The sequence below is a fragment of the Puia sp. P3 genome, assembly GCF_050632245.1.
Lineage (GTDB): Bacteria > Bacteroidota > Bacteroidia > Chitinophagales > Chitinophagaceae > Puia.
Map to the genome: position 1 here is coordinate 3,925,760 of NZ_CP192583.1, position 25,040 is coordinate 3,950,799.

Below are 25,040 nucleotides of genomic sequence, written 5' to 3' on the forward strand. Positions count from 1 at the left end.
TTTTTACCAACTTCCTCAAATTTCTGCTTTGAATGTCGTCCTCAACTCCTTATCCAGCCCCTGCTAGTGAACTCTCCCCGGCCGAACCTGCTGGTGTCGTATTTTACCTCAAAATTGTCGCACGGACGGCTTCCCCCGCTGACAGCGATCTCTTAATTTCGGGGAAGAAAATGAATTGCCAAATGCGAAAACTTATCTATGTGATCAACCTTAGCATCGATGGATGCCTCGACCATACCATCGGGGTCCCGGATGAGGAATTATTTGACTTTTATATCAACCTCGTCCGAAATGCCGGCCTGTTTGTTTATGGTCGCACCACTTACGAACTCATGGTTCCGTATTGGCCCGACATCGCGAAGAACCCAGCTCGGTTCAACAAAGGCAGACGTCGAATTTGCGGAGGCATTCGACGCCGTCGAAAAAGTCGTCTTTTCAAAATCGCTGGAGAAGGCCGAAGGTAAAAATTCGAGGATTGTTCGGACTCCCGCGGAGGACGAAATACAAAAACTGAAACAGCAGGAAGGCCCAAATATGTATGTGGGCGGCGTGGCGCTCCCCTCCTATCTCATCGGGCTTGGCCTGGTCGATGAATATATCTTTACCATTATACCGGTGATTGCAGGAAAAGGTCGACGGTTGATGGAGGACATTATCATGCAGGAAAAATTGGGGTTAAAACTCATTGACACAAAAATATCGGCATCGGGCAGCGTCATTCTCCACTACGTCAAAGCCTGACGGGTTATATTGCGGGAATTTGCTAATTTTCCGCGCCATATAGCATTTTAATAATGAATACAAAGGAATTTATTGAAGCTGCATTACTGGAAGATGTGGGAGCGGGCGACTATTCCACACTGGCCAGCATACCGGCAAGCGCCAGGGAAAAGCGACGTTGAAAATAAAGGAAGACGGTATTATTGCTGGTATTAGCCTCTCTAAAGAAATATTTTATCACATAGAGCCCAACGCGGTTTTTACCCCTCGCAAAAATGACGGCGATAAAGTCATCAATGGCGAAATAGCCTTTGAAGTAGCTGCCACCGTGCATACTATACTGAAGGCCGAACGATTGGTGCTTAACTGTATGCAGCGCATGAGCGGCATTGCTACGCTTACCCGGCAATATGTCAACGCGATAAAAGAATACCCGGCAAAAATATTGGACACCCGCAAGACCACGCCTTTGTTCAGGGCTTATGAAAAAGAGGCGGTGCGTACAGGCGGCGGAATGAACCTCCGCATGGGGCTGTATGACATGGTGATGCTGAAAGATAACCATATAGATTTTTGCGGCGGCATAGTGAAGGCGATAGAGCAAACCAATAGTTACCTGCGCACCAACAGACTTGACCTGAAAATAGAAGTGGAAACACGCAACATCGAAGATGTAAAGAAAGTGTTGGCTACCGGCAATATACATCGGATAATGCTGGACAACTATACTCCCGCACAGATTGAAGAAGCGGTAGCGTTAATAGGCGGCAGGTACGAAACAGAAGCTTCTGGCGGCATTACGCTTGATAACATCGTGAGTTATGCACGCACCGGAGTGGATTATATATCTGTTGGCGCCATCACTAACCGTGCTGTGAGCATGGATCTGAGCCTCAAGGCCAACATACTATGAGCAAGAAACACCTTGTCAACTTCAACGAATCCGAACCGCGTTATCATCCACAGAAATACCCGAGATTCAAGATTGTCTAAAAAGAAAAAACCGCCGTTCGGCGGTTTTTCGCAATGAGCTAAACGTCAAAATATAACCGCTATTTCACAAGCCCGGCATACCTGTCCTCGGATGGCAGATAACCTTTTTTCTGGAGAATAGCACCCAGCCGAACATAGAACTCCGGATCTTCGGGAGTAACACTTGCGAGACCGTCTACATAACGATTGTAGAGGCTAAAGAGCGCTGCAATGAGCACCGTATCGTGCAACTCCCGGTCAGTAGCGCCTTGTTGCCGCGCGGCGTCCACCATCTCAGGAGTTACCAGCCGCCCACTTCTCCCTACCGCTTTGGCGATGGTCAACAATGCCTTCATTTTTTCACTTACAGCGGCAAGTGGATATATCAGCTTTCACTTGTTCCGCTACCGATGGATCATGTAAGTAGGCATTAGCCGCCGCGGTATGGGCCGCCGTACAAAATCTACATTCATTACCATCGCTGACAACCGTGGCGATAAGTTCCCGTTCTCCCTCGGTGAGCGTCGATTCGCCGCGAAGCAGAATTTGGGTAAGATGGCGGATAGGCAGCGCAGTATCCAGGCGATAATCCAGCAGGCCGGTAACCCCCGGGAGATTCGGATTTAATGGAATGTGTGGCATTCGGGGTGGCTAAGATTGTTGGGTGATCTTGAACGGTTTGGTGAGGTAGCCTTCGCTGGCTCTTTGTTTGCCGATGGCATCATAAACTGCCGGATTATCCGGCGCCCAGGTCCCCAAACCATCAACATACCGGTTGAAAAGGCAGAAAGTGGCGGCAATCAGCACCGTGTCGTGAATCTCCTTGTCGGTAGCGCCTTCTTTTCGGGCTGCATCGATATCATCCGGCGTAACGCTCCTGCCGCTCTGTTGGACTTTGGCCGCGATAGTCATCAACGTTTTGAGTTTGGGGCTGATATCTGCGGTTGTGGGATCCTTCATCACGTCCCTTACCAACTCTCCATCCCCACCTAATTGATACTTCGCGATAGCGCCGTGTGTAGTGGCGCAGTATTTACATTCGTTGAGACTGGAAACATAGGCAGCGATCAATTCGCGTTCCCCAGGAGTAAGGGTTGACGTCGCAGGATCGTGCAGGATTGTTTGAACAAGGTCATTCAATGGTTTCGCAGTATCGGGACTGTACATGAACAAACTGCGTACACCCGGGAAACCTTCAGGCAAGGCAATATAAGGCATAGAACATTATTTGACCTTAAGATAAAGAAAACTCCTGACTCTCCTGCCCGCCCATTCGATAAACTTCGAATCCAGAATTCCACCTGAATATTGTTAATAGATGATTATTTGATCAGGCCAGTTGACTCAAGGGTTTTACGCGACGCAGGAAATTATGCAGCACTTTATTGAATTCCTCCGGCTTTTCCATATTCGGCAGATGGCCCGCGCCTGGTATAACGGCCAGTTGTGCGCCGGGGATGGCGTCGCTCATGAGTCGGGCGATGGGTTCGGGAGTGAAAAAATCTTCTTCGCCCACTACGACCAGAGTGGGGGTCTGTATACGGGGAAGGAAAGAGAGGTGATCCCTCCTTTCACCCCGCCCTTTGTGTGCCGCGGCGGCTCCTTCCGCCGAAGTGGCGCTCATCATTTCATATAAATGAGCATATACGGGCTCATTTCCCATGGATGCCGGGGCGATATATTGGTGAATGGTGTCGTCGGTATATTGCTTCATTCCTATCTCTTCGATCAGGGCCGCCTTTTGCATCCGCTGCCGGTAGCTTTCGGGCGTCTCTCCTCTTGCATCCGAATCCACTATGATCAGGGCCTCTACCATTTGCGGGAACAGCCGGTAGAAATCCAATACGATCTGCCCGCCCATGGAAAGGCCGCAGAAAACGGCCTCCTCGATCTGCAACGACTCCAGCAGATGGAGGATATCCAGCGCCATCTCATCGAGCAGCACTCTGCCGGGGGTTACTTCCGTCCGGCCATAGCCGCGCAGGTCAGGCATGATCAGCCGATATTCTTTTGCAAAATGCGACACCTGATACTGCCACATGGTATGATTGAAGGGATGTCCATGGACAAAAACAATTGGCTGACCGGAACCTTTGTCGTCGTAATAGAGACGGATGCCCCGTATGTTGAGCTGTGGCATTTTTTGAAGGCAAAGCTAATAAGAGGCATGGTAGTAAAACAGGGGCAGAATTGGGATTTTGGGATAGATCAGATAACCCGCCCGGGCAGTGCAAAACAGTCTCCAACCTTCACCGGCTGTACCACGAGGACGACGTCATCTACAGACCCCAGATCATTGGCGCCATCTATTATAGTTCCATTTTTACATCATAAATTATATGCAATCGGATAAAAAATAGGCTTTTTTCATATTTTATATGCAAATACATATAATAATTGTATATTTCCAATGATTATATCCCAAAGCATATAATGAAGACTATTGACCAGTTTCTAAAAGAAAAGCGAAAACAGACACGGCTGACTCAGCAAGAGCTTGCCCAAAAGTCCGGCGTGGCTTTAACCGTCATCCGGAAAATTGAACAGCGAAAAGGCAACCTGAACCTGGAGAAAGTAAACCAGGTCTTGAGAATGTTTGGCCATGTACTCGCCCCGGTCAGCATCAAAGCTCTGAAGGAGTTGGAGCACTAACACATCCGATGCCAGGCAAGCATTACATAAATTAAAAAACCGCCGTATGGCGGTTTTTTGGCAATGTGCCAAATCCTGAGGTTTCGAGCGGATTACCTACGCCGCTATCGCGGCTCCGGTGATCCGCCGTTGGGGGTGGTTCAAATGAATTGGGCACAAGCCGATCGGGCTTCGCCCGATCATTTTATTTGTCACTACGCGTCCGCGACCAAGCTCGCTTCCGCTTCTTTCCAAATAAAAAGCCGCCCGTTGGGCGGCTTGTGCCAGATTCATTTGGAGGTTTCGAGCGGATTCGAACCGCTGTAGAAGCTTTTGCAGAGCTCTGCCTAGCCACTCGGCCACGAAACCCTTTATTTCAGCGCCATCAAGTCTCCCCGACGAAGCCCGCCCCTTCAAAACTCACCCCGAAAAGGGCCGTATTTTTTGGGCAGGTGCAAATTTACGGTAATTTTGAAGAACTCGAAAAAAATTAGCGCAATTTATGCAAAGAATCGCTGAAAGTGAACTTATTATCAACAGCCGCGGAGCCATCTACCACCTCGACCTCCGCCCGGAAGAGCTAGCAAACACCGTCCTGACCGTAGGCGACCCCGATCGGGTCTCCATGGTATCTAAATATTTCGATAAGATCGAATACCAGGCACAACACCGCGAATTTGTTTCCCACACGGGCCATATCGGCAAAAAACGCCTTACCGTCGTCTCCACCGGCATCGGCACCGATAATATTGATATCGTCCTCAATGAACTCGACGCCCTCGTCAATATAGATTTCACAACCCGCACCATCAAGCCCCAGCTGACGCAGCTAACCATCATCCGCATGGGCACATCGGGGGCCTTACAGGCAGATATACCCGTGGACAGCTGGGTCGCCTCCACCCACGGCCTCGGCATCGACAACCTGCTGAATTTCTACCGCCACGAACACAACGACGAAGAAAATCAGCTGCTCCACGCCTTCTCCACCCAAACCCAACTGCACCAGCGCCTCGCCCAGCCCTATATCAGCGGCGCCAGCGCGGCGCTTCTCAAACGGTTCACCGAAGGTTTTCATCACGGGATCACCGTCACCTGCCCCGGATTTTACGGACCTCAGGGTCGCGTCCTGCGCCTGGGCCTCAGCCAGCCAGAACTCATCGACCGGCTCACCGGCTTTAGCTACGGCCCCCATCGCATCACCAATTTCGAGATGGAAACAGCAGGAATCTACGGACTCGGAAAGATGCTCGGCCATTCCTGCCTCAGCCTGAGCGCCATCGTCGCCAACCGGATGCAGAAACAGTTCTCCAAAGACGGCAACAAGGCAGTCGAAGGCCTCATCCAGGAAACCCTCCGCATCGTCGGTCAGACCACCTGACCATCTTTCGCGTGAACCACCACAGCCAACCCATCCGCGAGGACTACCCCCGATCAACCCGCAGGCCCAACACCCGCTGGACCGACTCACTTGCGCCAAACCATCCCCCCTCCGCGTGAACCGACCCGACAACCGCAGGCCCAACTCTCGCGCCAAACCATCACCCCCTTCCGCGTGAACCGTCCAAACACCCGCGGGACCCCCTGCACCCGGTCCCCACACCCGCGACCAACTCACCCGGGCCCCCGGCCCATTCCGCCCACCCCAATATCCCCAAACATTCGTAAATTCATAACCGTGAAAAAACATCTCGAGCTCCTCGATTCAGTCGAAAACCTCATCACCGGTGACCGCTTCCGCACCGAAGTCACCCGGCTTAGAGCCGAGGACCTCAAAACCATAACAAAGAAATCCGGCTGGACCTTCGACTGGAAAAAGAAACCAAAAACCCCGAACGCGAAGTCTTCAAACTAACGATCGAAAACAATTCCGCCATCATCCAGGGCCTCGTCAGCCTCTCCGTCGAACCCGACAACGTCACCCTCCACCAGGTCGAAAGCGCCCCCTTCAACCAGGGCAACAAAAAGGTATACGCCGGCGTCCCCGGCAACCTCGCCGCCTTCGCCACAAAACTATCCTACCAGCAGGGCAATAAGGGCTCCATCACCGTCACAGCAAAAAACATCTCCCCCGAAGACAAACGGACGATTAAAGCCTTCCTCCATTCCGACAACCCAAAAACTAAACGCTTCCAACCCGCCGCAGCCACCACCCGCCCCAAAAAGAAACTCCCCGCCAAACATCCCTTCTCCGAGGCCAAACTCTCCCCCGAACGCTGACAACGGTTCACGTCTCAACTTCGCCCCTCCCTCAAGAGCGGTTTACGTCCAAACATCCGTCGGTTCTCGCCGCTACACCCCCGCCCCTCCCAAAAAGAGGTTCACATCCCCCATATCTAACCGGTCCCCGCCCCCTAGGCCGTCTCCCCCGAATCATTTACTTTTGTCATTCATATGATCAAAATGAACTTCTTCAAATACCAGGGTACCGGCAACGACTTCATTATCCTGGATAATCGCAACTGGTCCTACACCTCCCTAACGACCGAGACGGTTCATAAGCTCTGCGACCGCCGCTTTGGCATCGGCGCCGACGGCCTCATGCTCCTCAACCCCAACCCCGCCTATGACTTCGAAATGAAATACTACAACTCCGACGGCCGCGAAAGCTCTATGTGCGGCAACGGAGGCCGCTGCCCGGTCAAATTCGCCTACGACCTCGGCATCCGCAAAAACGAATACAACTTCCTCGCCGTCGACGGCCCCCACCTCGCCGAAATCGACGTCGACGGAACCGTCAGCCTCAAAATGAAAGACGTATTAACGATAGACGACTACCACGGCGACTTCATCCTCGATACCGGCTCACCCCACTATATCAAAATGGTCACCGACGTCATGGACCTCGACGTCTTTCACAAAGGCATGGACATCCGCTACAGCAGCAACTTTGCCAAAGAAGGCATCAACGTCAACTTCGTCGAACAAAAACGACCGGACGAAATTATCGTCCGCACCTACGAGCGCGGCGTCGAAGACGAAACCCTCTCCTGCGGCACCGGCGTCACCGCCAGCGCCCTGGCCAGCTACCACAACGAAGTCGGCTACAACCACGTCAAGGTCATTACAAAAGGCGGCCAACTCGTCGTCCGCTTCGACCGCGTCGGCAATAACGCTTACAAGAACATCTGGCTCTGCGGACCCGCCATCCGGGTCTTCGAAGGAACCATCGACATATAGTCACTCCCCCACAACCCATGATCCAATTTTTTAAAAACATCAACCACCAGACCGTAGAGGTCGACCATCCCGATGACAGCGTCTGGGTGAACATCCTGCCCCCGTTGAAACAACTGGAGTTCACCAACCTCTCCGACCAGCTTCGCCATCCCTCTGGACTACCTTACCGACTCCCTCGACATCGACGAAAGAGCCCGGTTCGAAGAATACGACAACGTCAAGCTCATCGTCATCAAAACCCCGACGGAGAACAACTCCTTCAACGAAAGCGACGCGTACTACATCACCATCCCGATCTGTATCATCCTTACTCACAACCAGATCGTCACGGTCAACTCCTTCGAGAACGGCGCCATAAAAAAATTCCTCAACACCTTCCAGAACCGCCACCACGACAAAAAGAACATGATGGTCCTAAAGGTCTTCGAAAAGATCACCCAGACCTATATGGAGTACCTGAAGGAGATCAACCAGCGCCGCAATCTGATGGAGCAAAAGCTCTACGCCTCCAACCGCAACGAAGAACTCCTCGAGCTCATGCGCATCCAAAAAAGCATGGTCTATTTCGTCACAGCACTCCGATCCAACGAAATGCTGCTCCTCAAACTGGCGCGCACCAACTTTCTCGGACTAACAGACGAAGAAAAAGAATTCCTCGACGACCTCGCCGTAGACATGTCCCAGGCCCTCGAAATGGCGAATATCTATACGAACATCCTCAGCAGCACCCTCGACGCCTTCGCCAGCATCATCAACAACAACATGAACCTCGTTCTCAAACGGCTGACATCCATCACCATCATCCTTTCCCTCCCCGCCCTGGTCACTGGCATCTACGGCATGAACGTCCCCATCCCCTACGCGGACTCCCACTATGCGTTTTACATCCCGATCCTCCTGTCCATAGGGATCTCGATCATCATTGGCTGGTATTTCATGAAAAAGAAATGGTTCTAATGAGTTACCTGAAAAAATACGTCTAACTATGTTCAACCTCCGAGTCTACGGCCTCCTGATCAACGACAACAAACAGGTCCTCGTCTCCGACGAATTCATCCGCGGCGGCTACTACAGCAAATTCCCCGGCGGCGGCCTCGAGTTCGGCGAAGGCACCCGCGACTGCCTCAAACGCGAGTTCAAGGAGGAAATGGACCTCAACGTCGAAGTCACCGACCACCTCTACACGACCGACTTCTTCCAGATGTCCGCCTTCAACCCCGAACACCAGATCATCTCCATCTACTATTACGTCCGCGCACTCGAACCCATCAAAGTCCCCTCCGGTCCAAACCCTTCGATTTCGACGAACAACAACTAGCCATATACGCGGAGAAAAAAGAGATCGAAACATTCCGTTTCATCGACTGGACCGACTTCACCGCCGAGTCCGTCACCCTACCCATCGACAAAGTCGTGGCAAGCCTGGTAAAGAATAATTATTAAACCAACAGGAATACTACTATTAAACATCCGTTGCGACGCTCCGTTCAGCGGCATCAGGCCTATCCATCGATCACCCGAGGAGCCGAATTTACATCCTCCGCAGGTCATTCCACTCGTTTCGGCACAGGAACTCTCTCCGCCTCAGGGACCCTCCGCGCAGCCCGCGCAGAGATCAAACTCTGCAACACCACAGACGCCGCCACAAACACCAACCCGACGTAAAACGATAAATTGACCTCCTTCCCTTCCCCAAAGAACAAAAACGCCATCACGATCGCATATATCGGCTCCAGATTAAAACTCAAATTCACCGTAAACGCCGGAATCCGCTTCAACGACTCCGCAAACAAAATGTATAACCCCACGGTACAAAACAACGACAACAGCAGTAACCAAAGGATATCCCGAACACCCGGGATCAGCCGCGCGACCGGAAAGAACCAGAGATAGACCGGCATCAGCACCCCCAACCCCACCGTTCCTCCGACCATCTGGTAATAATTGATTGTCCTGCTGTCATACCTCCGCACCAACCGCTCGTTATAGACCGTATAAAGCGCCGCAAAAGCCGACGACACCACCCCCAGCACAATCCCCAACTGATACGAAGCATCAAAATGAAAGATCAGCGCAATCCCCAGCAAAGTCAACATACTCAAAAGGAACTGTCTGAGCACAAACCTTCGCTTATTGATCAATGGCTCAAAGATCGCCGTGTAAAAACTAGTCAGGCTATAACAAACTACCCCGACACTTACATTCGAATACTTAATGCTGCCATAAAAGAACACCCAGTGTATCGTGATCAGCATCCCCACCCTCGCAATCCTAAATTTCTCCCGAAATGCACCCGCACCCCTAACCCCCATCAACCGCACGATCAAAAACAACCACACCGCGGAAAAGAACACCCTATACCAAACCAGCAGCCCCTCGTTGAGCGAGATCAGCTTCCCGAATACCCCGGTAAACCCCGCAAGGATCACCGCAATATGTAATAACAGATATGATTTTTTCATAAAGATCGCCCACTAATTCACCGCTAAATTGCCCGCCCCACCATCCCGACTCGTTCGCCGTCACATTGATACAAAAATTTATTGCGCTGGGAAATCTTAGCGAGGAACTATCCAACAAATTCAGGGCCGCAGGCTATGAAGTATACGCAACCGTAAATAGAATCGAGCGTTAGGACCAACCACGCCGCACGGCCCTAACCATCCACCGGTCGCTCCGGCCCATCCAGCACCAACTCCAGAAACTTCCAGATCCAGCCAGCGGCCAAACTTAAATCCGACCTCCTTGAAATGCGCCACCTCTTTAAACCCGAACTGCTCGTGCAGCCGCACGCTCGCATCATTACTCGCATCGATGCCCGACACGATCGCATGCAACCCGCGCGACCGCGCCGAATCGATCACCGGCTGCATCAGCATCCGGCCAATCCCCTTCCCTCGCTGACCATCCGCCACATAAACGGAATTCTCGACCGTATATTTATACGCCGCCCAGGCCCTGAACGGCCCGTACGAACTGAACCCGACTACCTTCCCGTCTTCCTCCGCGACAAAAACAGGGTAACCGTCCTTCATCTTCGACTCATACCAGGCCCTCCGCATCTCCAGCGTCTGCGCCTCGTACTGATAGACCGCCGTAGTGTTTAAAATAACGTGATTGTAAATTTCCGAGAACGCAGGAATATCGCTCTCCCGTGCAGGACGAATAATAACCATTCTTAGTGTTTAACCTTTAGCTTTTCAATCATTTCCTCGCCAAGGCCCTCCGCCGATATACCAAAGCCGGTAACCAGCAGCCCCTTGTCGCCCTTCCCCGACTCGATCGCGTATACGATGGCCTCATCGGCCGGATCACTGTTCCCCTCGAAACGATAGAACTCCGTGATCTCAAAATCCGACGGCGACAGCTCCAGCGGCGTCTCCGTACAGCAAAGCCGATCCGCTTCCAGATTAAAATCGATGGTGTATCCTCTCTGTTTAAGGCCATTCACGGCCTCGGCTACAGTATCGTATGTATACATATCGCTAAGTTACGAATTACTCAGGATATCAGCTGGTGCGTCTGCTTCACAACACCCATCACGAACGTACTCTGCACATGCCCAATATTCTCCACCTGACCCAGCTTGTTGACATGAAAATCGTAGTACGCATCCATATTCTCCACCGCCACCTTCAGTAAAAAATCAAACTCCCCCGAAATAATAAAACACTCGGTGATCTCAGGGATCTCGTGTACCGTGCGGATGAACCTCGCCCCCGACTTTTTATTGTGCTCCTTCAGCGATACATAACAGATCGCCAGCAACCCCCTTTTTACCTTGGAATGATCCAACAGGGTCGCATACTGTCGGATAACACCCGTCTCTTCCAGCCTCCTGATCCGCTCGTGTACCGGCGTAGTGCTCAGATGGACCTGCGCCGCGATCTCCCGGACCGTGATCTTGGCATTCTCCTGCAAAAGACGCAGGATCGCCTTGTCCTTCTCGTCCAGCTCGACCGGCTCATTAGCCGGTTTTTCTTTTAGAGGGTCTTTTTCCATGACATACTTGCATTTTGTTCCATAAAAGTACGTTAAACTATACTTTTATTCCAAATTTACCGGAAGAACCTATAATTTTGTTCTACAGAATTACCTTTGCAAAAACCAATAAAAGAATTCCCAAATGGCAACAAAAACTCAGAGCATCGACCTGAAGCTCCCTTATAAAGTGAAAGACATGAGCCTGGCTGAGTGGGGCCGGAAAGAGATCCGTCTCGCAGAAGCCGAAATGCCCGGCCTCATGGCAATCCGTGAAGAATATGGCAAACAGCAGCCCCTGAAAGGCGCCCGCATCGCCGGCTGCCTGCACATGACCATCCAGACGGCCGTGCTGATCGAAACCCTCGTTGCCCTGGGCGCCGAAGTCCGCTGGAGCAGCTGTAACATCTTCTCCACCCAGGACCAGGCCGCTGCCGCAATCGCCGCAGCCGGCATCGGCGTATTTGCATGGAAAGGACAGACCCTCGAAGAGCCGACTGGTGTATCGAACAGACCCTGTTCTTCGGCAGCACCGACCGCCCCCTCAATATGATCCTCGACGACGGCGGCGACCTGACCAATATGGTCTTTGACAAGTATCCCGAGCTGGTACAGCATATCCGCGGCCTCAGCGAAGAGACCACCACCGGTGTTCACCGCCTGTACGAGAGAATGGAAAAAGGCACCCTGCCCATGCCCGCGATCAACGTCAACGACTCCGTTACTAAATCCAAATTCGACAACAAATACGGCTGTAAGGAATCTCTCGTAGACGCCATCCGCCGCGCCACCGACGTCATGATGGCCGGTAAGGTCGCCGTCGTAGGCAGCTACGGCGACGTAGGCAAAGGCTCCGCCGCCTCCCTCAAAGGCTCCGGCGCCCGCGTCATCGTCACCGAGATCGACCCCATCTGCGCTCTCCAGGCCGCAATGGACGGATACGAAGTAAAGAAAATGGTCGACGCCGTAAAAGAAGCCGACATCATCGTCACCGCTTCCGGCTGCCGCGACCTCATCACGGAAAAACACTTCCGCGCCATGAAGGACAAGGCCATCGTTTGTAACATCGGCCAGCTCGACATCGAGATCGACATGGCATGGCTGAACAAGAACTACGGCCACACCAAGGATACCATCAAGCCCCAGGTCGACGTCTACAACATCGACGGCAAGGAAGTGATCATCCTCGCCGAAGGCCGCACGGTCAACCTCGGCTGCGCAACCGGTCACCCCTCTTTTGTAATGAGCAACTCGTTCTCCAACCAGACCCTCGCTCAGATCGAACTGTGGACCAACTCCAGCAAATACGAGAACAAAGTATACGTCCTGCCCAAACACCTCGACGAGAAGGTAGCCCGCCTCCACCTCGCCAAGATCGGTGTCGAGCTCGACGAACTGACCCAGGAACAAGCCGAATACCTCGGCATACCCAAGGCCGGTCCGTTCAAACCCGAACACTACCGCTACTAGTAGTACATATAACGAAGAACCCCGGCCATGGCCGGGGTTCTTTATTTAGCCGAGGCTGATCACCGCCCACAACGCCGCCCCCGAGATCAACACCCACAACAACACCCCCTGCATCAGCGGCATCACCCCCGTATTTTTGAGCACCTGCCTCGACAACCCCGACCCGATCAGGAACAACGTCAGCGTCAACCCCGCATGCGCCGCCCCCACGATCGCGTGACTCACCACCGGCACCGGCATCCACGTATTCACCAGAATAGCCACCACAAATAACCCGATAAACCACGGTATCTTAACCTTACCCCCTTTCCCCCCAAAAACCAGCGCCGCCACCAGCGAGACCGGAATGATCCACAGCGCCCTTGCCAGCTTCACCGTCGTAGCGATCTGCAACGCCTCCGGGCCATACCTGCCCGCAGCCCCGACAACCGAAGACGTATCGTGTATGGCTATCGCACTCCACAGCCCAAACTGCATCTGCGACAACCCCAGCAAATGCCCCACCACCGGGAAAAGGAACAGCGCGACCGAATTCAGGATAAAAACCACCCCCAGCGCCACCGATACCTGCCTCTCCTCTGCCCTGATCACCGGCGACAGTGCCGCAATGGCACTCCCCGCAAATAGCCGTCCCACCCGAGATCAGCAGCGAAGTCTTCTTGTCGATGCGAAAAAAACGTCCCATCAGCAAACCCACCGCCAGCGTTCCCAAAATAGAAACCACCGTAAACAGAACCCCCTCCCGTCCCGCCTTCAGCGCCGTCGCCGCATTCATCCCAAACCCAAGCCCCACTACAGATACCTGCAGCAAAATATGCGTCGCCTTGTGATTCAGGTGCAAAAAAGGATGCCCGATAAAAAGAGCCACCACCAACCCCAGTACCAACGCCACCGGCGGCGTCACCAGAGGGTCAGACAAACCAAAACAGCAACCGCAAATAGCAACTGCCGCGTGCCCCCGTGCCGATCAAAAACTTTCGTTGTGTCCATAGTTCATCAATTTTTTCTATGACACAAAGTTCGATCACCCTCCGCTCCCGGAGAAATGGCCATTGGTAATGGCCTATAACCATATGTTATCAGAGAGTCTTCTTCCGATGCCGCTGCGAGGCGGACCTTCCCAGGGCAAATTTCATAAACAACTCCGGCAACGCCTGCGTATCCCCCTGCAGGCGCGCAAAATAAAAGCTCCGCCCGATATCCAACCCCTTCACATCCAGTATGACACACTCATTATTCTGCAGTTCCTTGGCAACCGCATGCACCGAAAGGAACGCCATTACCGGCGCGTGCAGCAGATACGACTTGATCACCTCCGTACTGTTCAGCTGCATCTCCTTCTGCAGCTGCGACAGCCTGATCCCCACCCCCTTCAGCGCGTGCGCCAGCACCTCCAGCGTCCCCGACCCCGGTTCCCGCAGCAGCAACGGTATACGCGTCAATTCATCCGGCCGGATTACAGACTTCCGGGCTAGCGGGTGCGCTGGATTGCTCACCAGCACGATCTCGTCCTTCATGAACTCGGTGTATTTTATAGCCGGATTGCGGGAATGCCCCTCCACGATCCCCAGATCGATCTGCTGCTCCTCGAGCGCCTGCTCTATTTGCTGGGTATTCCCCGTAGTGAGACTGACCTGTACGTCGGTATAACGGCTATGGAAATCCGCCAGTATGGGCGGGATGATATAGGGCGCCGTCGTCATGCTGCCGCCCAGAAACAGCCTGCCCTTATGCCCCTCCGTCAGGCTGCTCATATCGAATTCGAGGTTGCGGTAGACGGCAAAAAGCTCCTCCGTGTGCTGCAGCAGCCGCTGTCCTGCCGGCGTCAGCCGGATACGCGTGCCGTTCCGCTCAAAAAGCTTCACTTTGAAATGCTGCTCCAGCTCCTGGATATGCCGCGTCACCGCCGGCTGCGTGATAAACAGCTCCTCTGCGGCCCTCGTAAAGTTTAGCCGCTGAGCTACCGTATGGAACACCTGCAGACGAAAGTCAAAATTCATGGGCGATATATTCAGGGCAGCACCGCCGCCTTCAGACCCACAATATACCTTTCCCGTTCGAGTCCTGAATTATTTTTTATTTCCGCCCCTGCTCCGTCATACGCCGAATATACATCCGACGCCCCACCATATTTTATGACCTCCACGCTTCGCACCGCCGCAGGTATCCTCCCCCGAACCAGTGCGGATCATCCCGCTGCTCCCATGTCACCAGCGTCACCACCGCCCCGGCAGAATAGGGCTTACCGGCCCTTGCATCCTTTACGGCCACATCATTCCCGTACAAAGTGGACATGCTGCCTTCCCCTGGATGAGCCACCGTCGTGATCACCTTCCCCATCATCGGCCGCAGGCTATCGGCCGCGGCGACCACCAGCGTATCGGCGTTCGGAATAGTAAACGTCTGGTCGTTAGACGCCATCGGCTTATGACAGTTGATACACTCCATCGTAAAAGAAGCGTCATGACCATAAGGCTTCATTCCCAGCCCTCCGACCCAGCGGGCCCAGCCCCAGCCACCGGTAGTCGAATATTTCTGACCATCCCGGATCATGAACTCCACCTGTTTGAATGCGCCGGTACGTATCTCCCCGGCAGAATCCGGCAGCGTGGTCCCAGGCCACCTTGGCAAAAACGGCGCCCTTCGGCCAGGGATTCGTATGCCCCTCCCGGATAGCCCGTTCGACGACGGAATTTCCGAGGATCAGCCGCATCGTCCCATTGTCAAAACGCTCCGTCGTGCTCACCGCCGTCCAGTCCCTAAACCCGGCAAGATCCGCATAACCAACCCCATTATATTCATCTAAAATATCTCCGCGCTTACCTATCGCATCCACTATCCACTTCTCATACTGCTCCACGGAAGCCCGCTGCTTTACGGTGTCGGGTACAGCCCTGGGAGTAAGGCTCAGCAGATACTGCCTGAACAGGGCAACCTCCTCCGGCGACACCTTCCCTCCATGATGAAATGCTGTATACTGGGACAACGGCATTACGTTGTACTCTATCTGGTTCAGCGACTCATACAGCTTGCCCAGCTGCTGTCCCTTCGAAAGACTATCCCAGTTGGAAAAATTCAATACCATCCTCCCTTTTTCACGTGGTCGGCTACCAGCCAGTACGCAGGCGCCGGCAGGTCGAACCACGCCAGATGCGTCTCATTGGAATGACAGGCATAGCAGGCCCGCTGAATAACGGCCTTTACCTCCGCGGGAGCTTTAAAATCCCCGGTAACCGGCGGATTGTCCAACCGCGGACGAACGAACTGGATACACAAAAAAAGGATCAGAAGCACGACGACAACGGGACGAAATTTCTTCCATAAAGACCGGGCTGAAATCATATATGAGCTTTTAGATACCGCAAAATACCGGATGATCCCCTCAGGGCCAGGAAGTAAACGCCGGAACGGACAAAATAGTCGTTGAGCCCGGCAAAGCAGCCGGTGAACTCATCGCCGCAACACCTCAGGATTAATGACTGACGGCGGGTGTCCCGCCTGCGGACCCAACCCCAGCGCAGCGATCAGATTATCCGCCGCCAGAGCCGCGAGCCCGTGCTGTGCCTCCGCCGTACCCCCGGCGATGTGCGGGGTAAGGACCACGTTCGGCAGTCCCATCAGTCCGGGATGAATCGCCGGCTCCCCCTCGAACACGTCCAGTCCTGCCGCCGCAATCCGCCGCTCCCGCAGCGCCGCAGCCAGCGCCTCCTCGTCGATAAGCCCGCCGCGCGCAATATTGAAAAGCATCGCAGAAGGCTTCATCAGCCCCAGCTCATCCGCACCGATAAGATGATAGTTGTCCGGACTCATCGGCATCGCCAGCACGATAAAATCCGCCTCCCTCAAAAGCTCCTCCTTCGTCCGGTAACTCGCCCGGCACTCCTGCTCCAGCGCGGCGTCGAGCCTCCGCCTGTTGTGATACAGGACGGTCATCCTGAACCCGACGGCCCGGCGCGCAATGGCCTGGCCGATCCGCCCCATCCCGATAATCCCGATCGTCTTGTCGCAGACATTGGCGCCAAAGAACAGTCTGTTCGCCGTTCCCTTCCACTGCCCCTGCTCCACCCAGTGAGCCGCCTCGACCAGCCTGCGGGCCGTCGCGATCATCAACCCCAGGTAAAGTCTGCAACCGTCTCATCGGCAGGTCCCGGCGAATTGGTTCCGATGATACCCGCACGCGTTAGGGAAGCTACGTCCACATTATTATACCCCGCCGCGGAAACACAGATCGCTTTCAGTCCCGGCAACCCCGCCACCACACCGTCATTGATCTTCTCCCCGCCGGCCACGATCGCCCCCGCCTTGTCGCGCAACGCCTCCCGCAGCTGCTCTGAATTATAGCGGGGCCCCTCATTAACGGTAACGTCAAAATACTCCCGCAGTCTGTCGACTACATCGGGGAACAATGGCCGGGTGATCAGGATCTTTTGTTTCATGGTCTGTTAAAGGTATGCTAAAGGCCCCTTACCTGGCCGCTAATAAATCAAAAAGTAGCTTTATGATTTCTTTAATAAACCCACACAACCTTTCACGGTCTACTATACAAACACCAGAAACAAAAACATTAACCTTAAAATTTACAGTTATGAAATTGTTGATAATCCTTCTGATGCTGACCTCGATAGTAGTCAACGGTATGACCAGCTATCATTTGTTCAGGGCTTCTTCTTATGACCTTTCAAGCCTCCTGATCATCGCTTCGTATCTCTCTATCGTACTCGCCATCTTTGTGGTGACTATGCGCAAACCCAAAGCAGCGATCAATAAATAACCCCATTCAATATAATCCCCAAAGGCCGGCCCCAAAGCCGGCCTTTTATTTTTGATATCCTTTTCTTACCTTTCCACCGACCCGACCTGCCTCGCCCAAAACCTTCCATATGACGAGATCCATTTTCCGATGGTTCAGAGATATTTCCATTGCCAAAAAATTATACTTCACGGTCGGGATAATGGCCCTGCTCATTGCCGTTGAACTGGCTGTCCTGTTCTTCTCGATCAATACCCTATCCTCCGTCCGCGCCTACGTCGGCGGTGAAGGACTATGGTCCAAAGCCCAGAAGGACGCCCTCTACCAGCTGCTCAAATACGCCCGCACCCACGACGAAGCCGACTATACCAAATTTACCGGCTTTATGCTGGTCAACCAGGGCGACCACAAGACGCGGATGGAGCTGAGCAAACCCAACCCCAATCTCGACACCGCCCGCCAGGGCTTCATCGAAGGCCGCAACCATCCCGAAGACGTTGACAGAATGATCAACCTCTTCATGCGATTCCACAGCAATAAATACATTCACCGCGCTATAGTTGCATGGACGCAGGCAGACGAGGTCATCACCGGCTTCATGGCCATCGGCGATAGGCTCCACTCGGCCATCAACGCCAAACCCTATTCACAGGAGGAGGTCAACCGGCTGCTGGCAGCCATCGACCCGCTGAACGACCAGCTCACCCCGCTGGAAGACGAATTCTCCTACGCCCTCGGAGAAGGCTCCCGCTGGCTCGAAAGCGTCGTCCTGAAACTACTCCTCATCGTCGCCTTCTCCGTCGAATGCACCGGCCTTCTGCTGGCCATCACCGTTAGCCGGAGCATCCAGAAAGGACTGCGGGAGATACTGCTCTCCGCGAACGCCGTGGCCAAAGGCGACTTCAGCCGGAAGGCCAAATCCTTCGGGCGCGACGAGATCGGCACCCTGGCCAATAATTTCAACTCTATGGCCGACGACCTCAACCGCCTCGAACAGGAGAACAAAGAAGTCAACAATTTCCTCGAGAAAAAGGTACGGCAGCGCACCGCAGAAATAGAGAGTAAGAATAAAGAGCTCGAACAATTCGCCTACGTCGCCTCCCACGACTTGCAGGAACCGCTGCGAACCATCTCCGGATTCGTCGACCTGTTGCAAAAAGAATATCGGCCGGCGCTGACAAATGGCAACGGAGAAAAATACCTCGCCTACCTTTCACAGGCCTCCGACCGGATGAAGGTCCTCATAAAAGACCTGCTCGACTACTCCCGCATCGGCCGCGAAAAACAGGCAAAACCCATCGACTGCAACATGCTCATGGAAGAGGTCCTCGCCGACCTGGGCAAAAGCATCCGCGACAGCGGCGCCCGCATCCATACGGGCGACCTGCCCTCCCTCTATGCCTACCCTACCGAACTAAAACTGCTCTTCCAAAACCTCATCGCCAACGCCATCAAATTCCGGCACCCCGACCGCACACCCGAGATCACGATCACTGCGGGCCGGGACAACGGCTACTGGAAATTCGTCGTCAGCGACAATGGCATCGGCATCGAACGCCGCTTCCTCGACAGGATCTTCATCATCTTCCAGCGCCTGCACACCGGGGACCAGTACGAAGGCTCCGGCATCGGCCTGGCCCACTGCAAAAAGATCGTCGAACTGCACGAAGGGAATATATGGGCCGAATCCGACCCGGGAAAGGAAGCCGCTTCTATTTTACGATCAATGCCGATCTGTAGATCGCCTCTTTTTGACCGTATCCGGAATAGTCTTGTTCTTCGGCATGGTGTCGGTGATAGGCCGCGTCCTGTCCTTCTCATAGGCCGTGTCCGCCAACGAAGGATTATTGGCGCTGTTATTATCCGGCGCCGGACCGATCGGAATAGACGTGGTATCCGAAGCCGTTTTGACCTTATGACCCGAACCGCCGCATCTGGAAAGGGCAACGCCGCCCAGCACCAGAAGGGCGATAATGATAAGATAGATGCCGGAGCTTTTCATACGATCCGTTTCCCCAGCAGATAAAAAAACTATGCCATACCGGCCCTCCACACTTAACTTTGTAAAAAAAGGCCACCAAATGGATTTTATCGACTACTATAAAATACTGGGGGTAAATAAAACAGCCACCCAGGACGAGATCAAGTCGGCCTACAGGAAACTGGCCCGGAAACACCATCCAGACCTTAATCCCGACGACAAGGACGCGCACAAAAGGTTTCAGCAGATCAACGAGGCCAACGAGGTCCTCTCCGACCCGGACAAACGAAAAAAGTACGACCAGTACGGCAAGGACTGGCAGCACGCCGAAGCCTTCGAAAAAGCCCAGCAGGAAGCAGGCCGCAGCGGACAGCGCAGGGGCGGTAACTACCAGGACGGCGACTTCCAGGGCTTCGGCGGGGGCGGCTACGGCAGCGAAGACAGCGGCGAATTCTCCGACTTCTTCGAATCCCTGTTCGGCAACGCCGGGGCGCGCAGCGGTCGACGCACCAGCTTCCGCGGCCAGGACTACCAGGCCGAACTCCAGATCAGCCTCGCAGACGCAGCGACCACACACCAGCGCGTACTCACGGTGGACGGCAAAAATATCCGCATCACGATCCCGGCAGGAGTAGAGAACGGCCAGGTGATCAAACTCAAGGGATACGGTGCTCCGGGATCGAACAACGGCCCCGCGGGCGATCTCTATATCACGTTCACGGTCGCCGAAGACCCACGCTGGAATCGGGACGGCAATGACCTCCACGCCAAAGTACAGCTCGACCTCTACACGGCGATCCTCGGCGGTGAAACGACTGTCGACACACTCACCGGAAAAGTCAAGCTCAAGGTAAAACCAGAGACTAATCCCGGGACCACAACCCGTCTCAAAGGCAAGGGATTCCCCGTGTACAAGAAAGAAGGCAGCTTCGGCGACCTATACGTCACCTTCGGAATACAGCTGCCCAAAAACCTTTCCGACAAGGAAAAAGAACTGTTTAAGGAACTTCAGAAATTGAATCAGGCCAAACAATAACCTAATAAAACTATCATATGCAGCCGGAAGATCTCATCCCCGCGGGCGATTTCTGCACCTACCACCACGTCGAGCTGTCCTTCGTTCAGCACCTCCACGAATCAGGACTTATCGCCATGACCATCCGCGACGGCTCAGCCTACCTCCCGGCGGGCGAGCTCCCCAACCTGGAAAAATTTGCCCGCTGGTTCTACGATATGGATATCAATCCCCGGGGATCGAAGCCCTATCCCACGTCCTCGACAGGATGCACCAGATCCTGGAAGAGAACAGAACCCTCCGCAACCGGCTGCTCCGCTACGAGGACAACAACTCGCCCGAGCCCGAGGATATCTTCTAGCCCATCCGCTGGCCGCACCACCCCACGTGCCAACCGCCGGACGGAGGAAAACCCACTCTGGCACAGGACTTGCCCCTTCCCTGGAAAAACTTCCATGTACAACACGATTGTCACCAGCCAGGACCAGGCCCTCTGCCACCTCTTCTTTCACTGCTGCCTCGAAGACAACCAATTCAGCGAGCAGGAAATGAACGACCTCTCCGGCAAATTGGTAGCCCCGGGACTGCGCGACAAAGTCCACATAAAGGACGAACTCCTGTCCTACCGCAGCTATAAACCAGAAATAACGGACGAACAGGTCTATATCCACTGGCTACTCGGGCTGATCAAGCCTGTCAACGAACTCGCCCTGTATTCCTACTGCGTCGAACTCTGCATCGACGACCCAGTCATGGACGCCAAAGAAGAAGCCCTGCTCGTAAAGATCGCTTCCGAACTGGACATACCGATCCAGGATTCACTACTCATCAACCGCCTCGTGGCCCAGCGCAGAGCCGTCGAACTCCAGAAGATCTTCTAAGACGACGAGAAATACTCACTGAGGAATATTTTACCCGCACGCCGCCGCCGAACCTGGCATGATTTTACCATAAGATGATATAAAAGATTGAATATGCAAACTACAACCGATACCATCGAGGTGCTGAACGACCTCATCCAGATCAATAACGACCGTATCGCCGGCTACGAAAAGGCCATCAGGGAAACAAAGCCGGAAGACGACGATCTCAAGGTGCTGTTTGCTACCATGATAGCAGAGAGCCACAGGATCCGGATAGCACTCGCGACCGAGGTTCAGGCGCTCGGCGCCAACACCGAACAGGGTACCCACTGCGACAGGAAGGATCTATCGGGCATGGATGGACGTAAAAAGAGCGTTTGGCGGCAACGGCCGGCATTCGCTGCTGGCGAGTTGCGAATCGATCGAGGATTCGGCCCAAAAAGCCTACAAATCCGCCCTCAGCCACGACCTGCCCTCATTTATCCGCGACCTTCTGCTCCAGCAACAGGAAGCGCTCCACACTTCTCACGACGAAGTAAAAGCGCTGAGAACATACGCTTAACAACGCTTCCTCTGGCCACAAAACTTCCTCTGGACACAAAAATTACCCTCTGGACACCAGGTTAATTGCGGTAAAAAATTGAACTAAAAATAATTTTTTACCGCATTTCCTTTTGATGGTACACTTCGTGTACAAACTGGACCGTGTCCAGTTTAGGGCGCGACTATGACCGCGCTATTATTATTTCACCCCCTGCCACAATTACCTGAGAGCAATTATTTTCTCCGCCACCTCCTGCCCGCTCGTGAGCGCGGCCTCGATCGTCCCCGGCGCGATTCCCTCATACAACGCCTCCCCCGCAAACCAGATCGTTCCCTCCACCGACGCCGACAGCCGCGTCCGGGCATCCGCCGCCCCCACCGTGTCATAACTGTATCCGCCCCGGACAAATGGATGCTCCGCCCAGTCGATGATCCGCAAAGCGACCACCTCCTTCCTCAATTCGTCGGTGTCTGTCGAAAATATTCCCGCCAGCGATCGCAGACAGGCTTCGACCCGCTGTTCTTCTCCAAGTTGTAAAAACGCCTTCATCTTCCCCTCCCGCCAGCCATCCCGTCAGCAACCGCCCCCCATCCTCCGGCTGCGTCCACCACGTAGGTACTTCCTCCTCGCTGATGACAAATAGCGTCTGGTCCGAAGTCTCCCGCAGGGGCCTCTTCAACTCAACCAGTATCTTCACGACCGACCCGTAACCCAACTGAAGAGCCGCCTCCCGGTGCCCGGCGATATCCGGCGAAAAACGCAGCGAACCCGCCTGCAGAACTCCAAGAGACGCCGTCACTACCATCCCCCCGGCGACATAACGCTCACCGCCAGCCGTAACAGCCTCCGCCCGACCGGAACGCCACAAAACACTCTCCACCCGCGACGAAAAATAAAACCGGCAGCCCATCTTCTCACATTCGAGAACCAAAAAATCCACCAGCCCCTGATACCCTCCAACAAGCCGATACTCCTCATCCTCTCCTTCCCTCGCCCACTCGTTATACAGCGCCTTCGTACTCACCCTGCCGATATCCGCCAGATCATAGCCCTCGGCAAAACGGAACACTGACTCCCTCAGCGCCTGATACCGCTCCCCCACAAAATATTGGCCCATGAATTGGTCCACGGGCATATCCTGCTCCAACTCCTCCATCTTCTCCATTAGTTCACCCCAGTCACCTCCCAAAAACGTATTATCGCCACTATCGTTCAAATTCTTACCCTTCGGAAGACGAACCATATGCCCGTTGACAGGCCGCAGCGTGATACCCGCCTCTTTCGCCAGCCGCAGGCTGACGGGCAGCTCGCCGTGGATAAATTCTGCTCCCCTTCCACAGCGGAGGAGAAACCATCCGAAAATGTCATAACCCTCCCTCCCGGCCGGGCAGCCGCTTCGAGTACCGTCACGGTAAATCCGGCCTCGCTAAGTCTTCTGGCGGCCAGCAACCCGCTGACCCCAGCTCCGATGATGATGATCGATGATGCCATGCACCAAAATTAGCTCATGATGACTTATTTTTGCAGAGTATATGCCCCAACCGAAACGCAACTCCTTTTTCGTTATACTGATACTTGGACTACTCTCCGCTATCGGTCCATTTTCGATTGACATGTACCTGCCCGGCTTCCCGGACATCGCCCGGTCAATGTCGACGACCATCGCAAACGTGACCCTTTCCCTTTCCAGTTTCTTCATCGGGATCTCGGCAGGACAGTTCATCTACGGACCGCTGCTCGATCGTTTCGGGAGAAAGAATCCGCTCTATGCTGGCCTCTCGCTCTACCTGATCGCATCCGCCTGCTGCATATTCGCCGGCAACGTGCAAATGCTGATCGCGCTGCGCTTCCTCCAGAGCCGTCGGCGGCTGCGCCGGTATGGTAGCATCAAGAGCACTCGTCCGCGACCTGTTCGACGTCAGCGAGAACGCAAAGATCTTTTCCCTGCTCATGCTCGTCGTCGGCGTATCCCCCATTATCGCCCCGACACTTGGCGGAACGATCGCTTCGACACTCGGATGGAGATATATTTTCGCGGTGCTCACCGCGATCGCCGCCATCATCCTTATTGCAGTACACTTCGCACTGCCCGAAGGCCGTCAGCCGGTGAAAGACCTTTCCCTTAAACCCGGACCCATCATCTCCGGCTTCTGGGCCGTCGCGCGCGAACCCCAGTTCTATACCTACGCCCTGACAGGCGCCATCGCCTCCTCAGGGCTCTATGCATATATCGCCGGATCACCCTATGTATTCATGGAATTGTTTCACGTCACCGAACGACAGTATGGCTGGATCTTCGCCATCATCGCCATGGGACTCATCGGCAGCAGCCAGCTGAACAGCGTGCTCCTGCGAACGTACAAAAGCGAACAGATCATACGTATAGCGCTCTTCCTGCAGGTGGCCACCGGACTCGCCCTGCTCGCCGGCAATCTGCTCGGAGGACTGGGACTGTTCAGCACGATCTTCCTGATATTTTTATTCCTCTGCTGCCAGGGTTGCGTATTTCCCAATTCCTCGGCCCTCTCCCTCGCCCCCTTCTCCGCCAACGCAGGTACAGCCTCGGCCCTAATGGGCGGCATCCAGATGTGTATCGGCGCGCTTACTTCCGCGTCAGTAGGGTGGCTGAGCAACCAGACCGCCTTGCCGATGTCCGCGGTCATGGCCGCCTGTGCGGTAACCGCCCTATCCCTCCTCCTTCTGGGCAGAAAGATCATCCGCTATCAGACACAACAGGCTGTAGTCGAGCAGGAAAGCGTCGATGATGTCATGATGTCATGAGGCCCCCGGCCGGTTTGCCTTTAAAGGGCATTTTGGGGATCTTTTTTATCCAAAATGGGGACAAAAAAATTATTATTTTGTCTTCCCTTCGCGGCCTTTTTTATTATTTTTGTAGTCACCTGTCTATTCCCTGCGTAAAAAAATTCACTATT

34 protein-coding genes, 1 tRNA gene and 4 pseudogenes are annotated in these 25,040 nt (G+C 54.0%); 18 read left to right on the forward strand and 21 right to left on the reverse strand.

Annotated elements, in window-relative coordinates; genetic code table 11:
* Positions 1-291 precede the first annotated feature (291 nt).
* Positions 292-741 carry a dihydrofolate reductase family protein gene (locus ACQ86N_RS24215; RefSeq protein ID WP_431209293.1) on the forward strand — a complete coding sequence of 150 codons (450 nt, stop codon included), beginning with the start codon at positions 292-294 and terminating at the stop codon, positions 739-741.
* Between the two features lie 157 nt (positions 742-898).
* A complete protein-coding gene (gene nadC / locus ACQ86N_RS24220; RefSeq protein ID WP_431209294.1) occupies positions 899-1,633 on the forward strand; it encodes a carboxylating nicotinate-nucleotide diphosphorylase in 735 nt (244 codons plus the stop codon).
* A 139-nt stretch (positions 1,634-1,772) separates the two neighbouring features.
* On the opposite strand, the gene ACQ86N_RS24225 is transcribed toward nadC, so the two are convergent.
* From ACQ86N_RS24225 to ACQ86N_RS24240, 4 genes are all read right to left on the reverse strand, one after another.
* Positions 1,773-2,048 (reverse strand): hypothetical protein, encoded by a 276-nt coding sequence (locus ACQ86N_RS24225; RefSeq protein WP_431209295.1) that lies wholly within the window; start codon positions 2,046-2,048, stop codon positions 1,773-1,775.
* A 4-nt stretch (positions 2,049-2,052) separates the two neighbouring features.
* Positions 2,053-2,334 (reverse strand): carboxymuconolactone decarboxylase family protein, encoded by a 282-nt coding sequence (locus ACQ86N_RS24230; RefSeq protein ID WP_431209296.1) that lies wholly within the window; start codon positions 2,332-2,334, stop codon positions 2,053-2,055.
* A gap of 9 nt (positions 2,335-2,343) precedes the next feature.
* On the reverse strand, positions 2,344-2,910 hold the full coding sequence (locus ACQ86N_RS24235) for a carboxymuconolactone decarboxylase family protein (protein ID WP_431209297.1): 567 nt from the start codon (positions 2,908-2,910) through the stop codon (positions 2,344-2,346).
* 112 nt (positions 2,911-3,022) lie between these two features.
* On the reverse strand, positions 3,023-3,832 hold the full coding sequence (locus ACQ86N_RS24240) for an alpha/beta fold hydrolase (protein WP_431209298.1): 810 nt from the start codon (positions 3,830-3,832) through the stop codon (positions 3,023-3,025).
* A 293-nt stretch (positions 3,833-4,125) separates the two neighbouring features.
* Here ACQ86N_RS24240 and ACQ86N_RS24245 point away from each other — a divergent pair, with 293 nt between their 5' ends.
* Entirely contained in the window at positions 4,126-4,344 is a 219-nt protein-coding gene (locus ACQ86N_RS24245; protein WP_431209299.1) for a helix-turn-helix domain-containing protein, read from the forward strand.
* Positions 4,345-4,618: 274 nt separating this feature from the next.
* Here the strand turns inward: ACQ86N_RS24245 and ACQ86N_RS24250 are convergent.
* Positions 4,619-4,692: transfer RNA gene (locus ACQ86N_RS24250), tRNA-Cys, on the reverse strand.
* A 133-nt stretch (positions 4,693-4,825) separates the two neighbouring features.
* Here ACQ86N_RS24250 and ACQ86N_RS24255 point away from each other — a divergent pair.
* Both ACQ86N_RS24255 and ACQ86N_RS24260 read left to right on the forward strand, forming a co-directional pair.
* Positions 4,826-5,704: a nucleoside phosphorylase gene (locus ACQ86N_RS24255; RefSeq protein WP_431209300.1), complete on the forward strand. Its 879-nt coding sequence runs from the start codon at positions 4,826-4,828 to the stop codon at positions 5,702-5,704.
* Between the two features lie 297 nt (positions 5,705-6,001).
* Positions 6,002-6,178, forward strand: a complete 177-nt coding sequence (locus ACQ86N_RS24260; protein WP_431209301.1) for a hypothetical protein — start codon at positions 6,002-6,004, stop codon at positions 6,176-6,178.
* A gap of 158 nt (positions 6,179-6,336) precedes the next feature.
* Here the strand turns inward: ACQ86N_RS24260 and ACQ86N_RS24265 are convergent, their stop codons facing one another.
* A complete protein-coding gene (locus tag ACQ86N_RS24265) occupies positions 6,337-6,561 on the reverse strand; it encodes a hypothetical protein (protein ID WP_431209302.1) in 225 nt (74 codons plus the stop codon).
* A 156-nt stretch (positions 6,562-6,717) separates the two neighbouring features.
* On the opposite strand from ACQ86N_RS24265, the gene dapF reads away from it, so the two are divergent.
* The 3 genes from dapF (at position 6,718) to ACQ86N_RS24280 (ending at position 8,821) form a co-directional block, all read left to right on the forward strand.
* Positions 6,718-7,503 (forward strand): diaminopimelate epimerase, encoded by a 786-nt coding sequence (gene dapF, locus ACQ86N_RS24270; RefSeq protein WP_431209303.1) that lies wholly within the window; start codon positions 6,718-6,720, stop codon positions 7,501-7,503.
* A 180-nt stretch (positions 7,504-7,683) separates the two neighbouring features.
* The gene (locus tag ACQ86N_RS24275) at positions 7,684-8,460 is read left to right on the forward strand and encodes a magnesium transporter CorA family protein (RefSeq protein ID WP_431217575.1); all 777 of its coding nucleotides are present in this window, start codon (positions 7,684-7,686) and stop codon (positions 8,458-8,460) included.
* Between the two features lie 28 nt (positions 8,461-8,488).
* Positions 8,489-8,821, forward strand: a complete 333-nt coding sequence (locus ACQ86N_RS24280; RefSeq protein ID WP_431209304.1) for an NUDIX domain-containing protein — start codon at positions 8,489-8,491, stop codon at positions 8,819-8,821.
* 229 nt (positions 8,822-9,050) lie between these two features.
* Here the strand turns inward: ACQ86N_RS24280 and ACQ86N_RS24285 are convergent, their stop codons facing one another.
* From ACQ86N_RS24285 to ACQ86N_RS24300, 4 genes are all read right to left on the reverse strand, one after another.
* Positions 9,051-9,965, reverse strand: coding sequence for a DMT family transporter (locus ACQ86N_RS24285; protein WP_431209305.1), 915 nt, complete (start codon positions 9,963-9,965; stop codon positions 9,051-9,053).
* A gap of 120 nt (positions 9,966-10,085) precedes the next feature.
* On the reverse strand, positions 10,086-10,679 hold the full coding sequence (locus tag ACQ86N_RS24290; RefSeq protein ID WP_431209306.1) for a GNAT family N-acetyltransferase: 594 nt from the start codon (positions 10,677-10,679) through the stop codon (positions 10,086-10,088).
* Positions 10,680-10,681: 2 nt separating this feature from the next.
* A complete protein-coding gene (locus ACQ86N_RS24295) occupies positions 10,682-10,984 on the reverse strand; it encodes a hypothetical protein (RefSeq protein ID WP_431209307.1) in 303 nt (100 codons plus the stop codon).
* Between the two features lie 20 nt (positions 10,985-11,004).
* On the reverse strand, positions 11,005-11,505 hold the full coding sequence (locus ACQ86N_RS24300) for an Lrp/AsnC family transcriptional regulator (protein WP_431209308.1): 501 nt from the start codon (positions 11,503-11,505) through the stop codon (positions 11,005-11,007).
* Positions 11,506-11,629: 124 nt separating this feature from the next.
* On the opposite strand from ACQ86N_RS24300, the gene ACQ86N_RS24305 reads away from it, so the two are divergent.
* Positions 11,630-12,037, forward strand: a complete 408-nt coding sequence (locus tag ACQ86N_RS24305; RefSeq protein WP_431209309.1) for an adenosylhomocysteinase — start codon at positions 11,630-11,632, stop codon at positions 12,035-12,037.
* On the forward strand, positions 11,953-12,954 hold the full coding sequence (locus tag ACQ86N_RS24310) for an adenosylhomocysteinase (protein ID WP_431209310.1): 1,002 nt from the start codon (positions 11,953-11,955) through the stop codon (positions 12,952-12,954). Before ACQ86N_RS24305 ends, ACQ86N_RS24310 begins: the two co-directional genes overlap by 85 nt.
* Positions 12,955-12,999: 45 nt before the next feature.
* Here ACQ86N_RS24310 and ACQ86N_RS24315 read toward each other — a convergent pair.
* The 8 genes and pseudogenes from ACQ86N_RS24315 to ACQ86N_RS24350 all read right to left on the reverse strand — a co-directional run bounded on the left by ACQ86N_RS24315 (position 13,000) and on the right by ACQ86N_RS24350 (position 17,390).
* A pseudogene (locus ACQ86N_RS24315) lies at positions 13,000-13,858 on the reverse strand (YeiH family protein).
* A 175-nt stretch (positions 13,859-14,033) separates the two neighbouring features.
* A complete protein-coding gene (locus ACQ86N_RS24320) occupies positions 14,034-14,954 on the reverse strand; it encodes a LysR family transcriptional regulator (RefSeq protein ID WP_431209311.1) in 921 nt (306 codons plus the stop codon).
* An 11-nt stretch (positions 14,955-14,965) separates the two neighbouring features.
* Entirely contained in the window at positions 14,966-15,100 is a 135-nt protein-coding gene (locus ACQ86N_RS24325) for a hypothetical protein (protein ID WP_431209312.1), read from the reverse strand.
* Positions 15,088-15,507, reverse strand: a complete 420-nt coding sequence (locus ACQ86N_RS24330; RefSeq protein WP_431209313.1) for a cytochrome P460 family protein — start codon at positions 15,505-15,507, stop codon at positions 15,088-15,090. Before ACQ86N_RS24330 ends, ACQ86N_RS24325 begins: the two co-directional genes overlap by 13 nt.
* The gene (locus tag ACQ86N_RS24335) at positions 15,416-15,946 is read right to left on the reverse strand and encodes a cytochrome P460 family protein (RefSeq protein ID WP_431217576.1); all 531 of its coding nucleotides are present in this window, start codon (positions 15,944-15,946) and stop codon (positions 15,416-15,418) included. Before ACQ86N_RS24335 ends, ACQ86N_RS24330 begins: the two co-directional genes overlap by 92 nt.
* A pseudogene (locus ACQ86N_RS24340) lies at positions 15,926-16,296 on the reverse strand (heme-binding domain-containing protein); the annotation flags it as partial. The gene ACQ86N_RS24335 and the pseudogene ACQ86N_RS24340, both read right to left, overlap by 21 nt.
* 108 nt (positions 16,297-16,404) lie before the next feature.
* Positions 16,405-17,061 carry an NAD(P)-dependent oxidoreductase gene (locus ACQ86N_RS24345; protein ID WP_431209314.1) on the reverse strand — a complete coding sequence of 219 codons (657 nt, stop codon included), beginning with the start codon at positions 17,059-17,061 and terminating at the stop codon, positions 16,405-16,407.
* A complete protein-coding gene (locus ACQ86N_RS24350; protein WP_431209315.1) occupies positions 17,061-17,390 on the reverse strand; it encodes a hypothetical protein in 330 nt (109 codons plus the stop codon). The genes ACQ86N_RS24345 and ACQ86N_RS24350 overlap by 1 nt, the downstream gene beginning before the upstream one ends.
* A 149-nt stretch (positions 17,391-17,539) precedes the next feature.
* Here ACQ86N_RS24350 and ACQ86N_RS24355 point away from each other — a divergent pair, with 149 nt between their 5' ends.
* The 6 genes and pseudogenes from ACQ86N_RS24355 (at position 17,540) to ACQ86N_RS24380 (ending at position 22,125) form a co-directional block, all read left to right on the forward strand.
* Positions 17,540-17,725 (forward strand): hypothetical protein, encoded by a 186-nt coding sequence (locus ACQ86N_RS24355; protein ID WP_431209316.1) that lies wholly within the window; start codon positions 17,540-17,542, stop codon positions 17,723-17,725.
* A 109-nt stretch (positions 17,726-17,834) separates the two neighbouring features.
* On the forward strand, positions 17,835-19,730 hold the full coding sequence (locus ACQ86N_RS24360) for a sensor histidine kinase (RefSeq protein WP_431209317.1): 1,896 nt from the start codon (positions 17,835-17,837) through the stop codon (positions 19,728-19,730).
* Between the two features lie 55 nt (positions 19,731-19,785).
* Positions 19,786-20,721, forward strand: a complete 936-nt coding sequence (locus ACQ86N_RS24365; protein WP_431209318.1) for a DnaJ C-terminal domain-containing protein — start codon at positions 19,786-19,788, stop codon at positions 20,719-20,721.
* A 17-nt stretch (positions 20,722-20,738) separates the two neighbouring features.
* A complete protein-coding gene (locus ACQ86N_RS24370) occupies positions 20,739-21,581 on the forward strand; it encodes a chaperone modulator CbpM (protein ID WP_431209319.1) in 843 nt (280 codons plus the stop codon).
* A gap of 93 nt (positions 21,582-21,674) precedes the next feature.
* Positions 21,675-21,812: pseudogene (locus tag ACQ86N_RS24375) on the forward strand (aldehyde dehydrogenase); the annotation flags it as partial.
* A gap of 109 nt (positions 21,813-21,921) precedes the next feature.
* The gene (locus tag ACQ86N_RS24380; protein ID WP_431209320.1) at positions 21,922-22,125 is read left to right on the forward strand and encodes a hypothetical protein; all 204 of its coding nucleotides are present in this window, start codon (positions 21,922-21,924) and stop codon (positions 22,123-22,125) included.
* A gap of 201 nt (positions 22,126-22,326) precedes the next feature.
* On the opposite strand, the gene ACQ86N_RS24385 is transcribed toward ACQ86N_RS24380, so the two are convergent.
* Genes ACQ86N_RS24385 through ACQ86N_RS24395 form a run of 3 tightly spaced genes read right to left on the reverse strand, consistent with a single transcriptional unit; the run spans position 22,327 to position 23,598 of the window.
* On the reverse strand, positions 22,327-22,608 hold the full coding sequence (locus tag ACQ86N_RS24385) for an FAD-dependent oxidoreductase (RefSeq protein ID WP_431217577.1): 282 nt from the start codon (positions 22,606-22,608) through the stop codon (positions 22,327-22,329).
* Positions 22,490-23,350 carry an FAD-dependent oxidoreductase gene (locus tag ACQ86N_RS24390; RefSeq protein ID WP_431209321.1) on the reverse strand — a complete coding sequence of 287 codons (861 nt, stop codon included), beginning with the start codon at positions 23,348-23,350 and terminating at the stop codon, positions 22,490-22,492. The genes ACQ86N_RS24385 and ACQ86N_RS24390 overlap by 119 nt, the downstream gene beginning before the upstream one ends.
* The gene (locus tag ACQ86N_RS24395) at positions 23,320-23,598 is read right to left on the reverse strand and encodes an FAD-dependent oxidoreductase (protein ID WP_431209322.1); all 279 of its coding nucleotides are present in this window, start codon (positions 23,596-23,598) and stop codon (positions 23,320-23,322) included. The genes ACQ86N_RS24390 and ACQ86N_RS24395 overlap by 31 nt, the downstream gene beginning before the upstream one ends.
* Before the next feature lie 122 nt (positions 23,599-23,720).
* Here ACQ86N_RS24395 and ACQ86N_RS24400 point away from each other — a divergent pair.
* Positions 23,721-23,903 (forward strand): annotated as a pseudogene (locus ACQ86N_RS24400) (MFS transporter); the annotation flags it as partial.
* 82 nt (positions 23,904-23,985) lie between these two features.
* The gene (locus ACQ86N_RS24405) at positions 23,986-24,888 is read left to right on the forward strand and encodes an MFS transporter (protein ID WP_431209323.1); all 903 of its coding nucleotides are present in this window, start codon (positions 23,986-23,988) and stop codon (positions 24,886-24,888) included.
* Positions 24,889-25,040: the final 152 nt, after the last annotated feature.

Bases quoted from the DNA above. Each gene is read 5' to 3' on its own strand.
- ACQ86N_RS24215 (WP_431209293.1), top strand. From the start codon at position 292: ATGCCGGCCTGTTTGTTTATGGTCGCACCACTTACGAACTCATGGTTC.
- ACQ86N_RS24225 (WP_431209295.1), bottom strand. From the start codon at position 2,048: ATGAAGGCATTGTTGACCATCGCCAAAGCGGTAGGGAGAAGTGGGCGG.
- ACQ86N_RS24230 (WP_431209296.1), bottom strand. From the start codon at position 2,334: ATGCCACACATTCCATTAAATCCGAATCTCCCGGGGGTTACCGGCCTG.
- ACQ86N_RS24235 (WP_431209297.1), bottom strand. From the start codon at position 2,910: ATGCCTTATATTGCCTTGCCTGAAGGTTTCCCGGGTGTACGCAGTTTG.
- ACQ86N_RS24240 (WP_431209298.1), bottom strand. From the start codon at position 3,832: ATGCCACAGCTCAACATACGGGGCATCCGTCTCTATTACGACGACAAA.
- ACQ86N_RS24245 (WP_431209299.1), top strand. From the start codon at position 4,126: ATGAAGACTATTGACCAGTTTCTAAAAGAAAAGCGAAAACAGACACGG.
- ACQ86N_RS24255 (WP_431209300.1), top strand. From the start codon at position 4,826: ATGCAAAGAATCGCTGAAAGTGAACTTATTATCAACAGCCGCGGAGCC.
- dapF (WP_431209303.1), top strand. From the start codon at position 6,718: ATGATCAAAATGAACTTCTTCAAATACCAGGGTACCGGCAACGACTTC.
- ACQ86N_RS24280 (WP_431209304.1), top strand. From the start codon at position 8,489: ATGTTCAACCTCCGAGTCTACGGCCTCCTGATCAACGACAACAAACAG.
- ACQ86N_RS24285 (WP_431209305.1), bottom strand. From the start codon at position 9,965: ATGAAAAAATCATATCTGTTATTACATATTGCGGTGATCCTTGCGGGG.
- ACQ86N_RS24290 (WP_431209306.1), bottom strand. From the start codon at position 10,679: ATGGTTATTATTCGTCCTGCACGGGAGAGCGATATTCCTGCGTTCTCG.
- ACQ86N_RS24295 (WP_431209307.1), bottom strand. From the start codon at position 10,984: ATGTATACATACGATACTGTAGCCGAGGCCGTGAATGGCCTTAAACAG.
- ACQ86N_RS24300 (WP_431209308.1), bottom strand. From the start codon at position 11,505: ATGGAAAAAGACCCTCTAAAAGAAAAACCGGCTAATGAGCCGGTCGAG.
- ACQ86N_RS24305 (WP_431209309.1), top strand. From the start codon at position 11,630: ATGGCAACAAAAACTCAGAGCATCGACCTGAAGCTCCCTTATAAAGTG.
- ACQ86N_RS24310 (WP_431209310.1), top strand. From the start codon at position 11,953: ATGGAAAGGACAGACCCTCGAAGAGCCGACTGGTGTATCGAACAGACC.
- ACQ86N_RS24320 (WP_431209311.1), bottom strand. From the start codon at position 14,954: ATGAATTTTGACTTTCGTCTGCAGGTGTTCCATACGGTAGCTCAGCGG.
- ACQ86N_RS24330 (WP_431209313.1), bottom strand. From the start codon at position 15,507: ATGATCCGGGATGGTCAGAAATATTCGACTACCGGTGGCTGGGGCTGG.
- ACQ86N_RS24335 (WP_431217576.1), bottom strand. From the start codon at position 15,946: ATGCCGTTGTCCCAGTATACAGCATTTCATCATGGAGGGAAGGTGTCG.
- ACQ86N_RS24345 (WP_431209314.1), bottom strand. From the start codon at position 17,061: ATGATCGCGACGGCCCGCAGGCTGGTCGAGGCGGCTCACTGGGTGGAG.
- ACQ86N_RS24350 (WP_431209315.1), bottom strand. From the start codon at position 17,390: ATGAAACAAAAGATCCTGATCACCCGGCCATTGTTCCCCGATGTAGTC.
- ACQ86N_RS24355 (WP_431209316.1), top strand. From the start codon at position 17,540: ATGAAATTGTTGATAATCCTTCTGATGCTGACCTCGATAGTAGTCAAC.
- ACQ86N_RS24360 (WP_431209317.1), top strand. From the start codon at position 17,835: ATGACGAGATCCATTTTCCGATGGTTCAGAGATATTTCCATTGCCAAA.
- ACQ86N_RS24365 (WP_431209318.1), top strand. From the start codon at position 19,786: ATGGATTTTATCGACTACTATAAAATACTGGGGGTAAATAAAACAGCC.
- ACQ86N_RS24370 (WP_431209319.1), top strand. From the start codon at position 20,739: ATGCAGCCGGAAGATCTCATCCCCGCGGGCGATTTCTGCACCTACCAC.
- ACQ86N_RS24380 (WP_431209320.1), top strand. From the start codon at position 21,922: ATGGACGTAAAAAGAGCGTTTGGCGGCAACGGCCGGCATTCGCTGCTG.
- ACQ86N_RS24390 (WP_431209321.1), bottom strand. From the start codon at position 23,350: ATGGTTCGTCTTCCGAAGGGTAAGAATTTGAACGATAGTGGCGATAAT.
- ACQ86N_RS24395 (WP_431209322.1), bottom strand. From the start codon at position 23,598: ATGGCATCATCGATCATCATCATCGGAGCTGGGGTCAGCGGGTTGCTG.
- ACQ86N_RS24405 (WP_431209323.1), top strand. From the start codon at position 23,986: ATGGTAGCATCAAGAGCACTCGTCCGCGACCTGTTCGACGTCAGCGAG.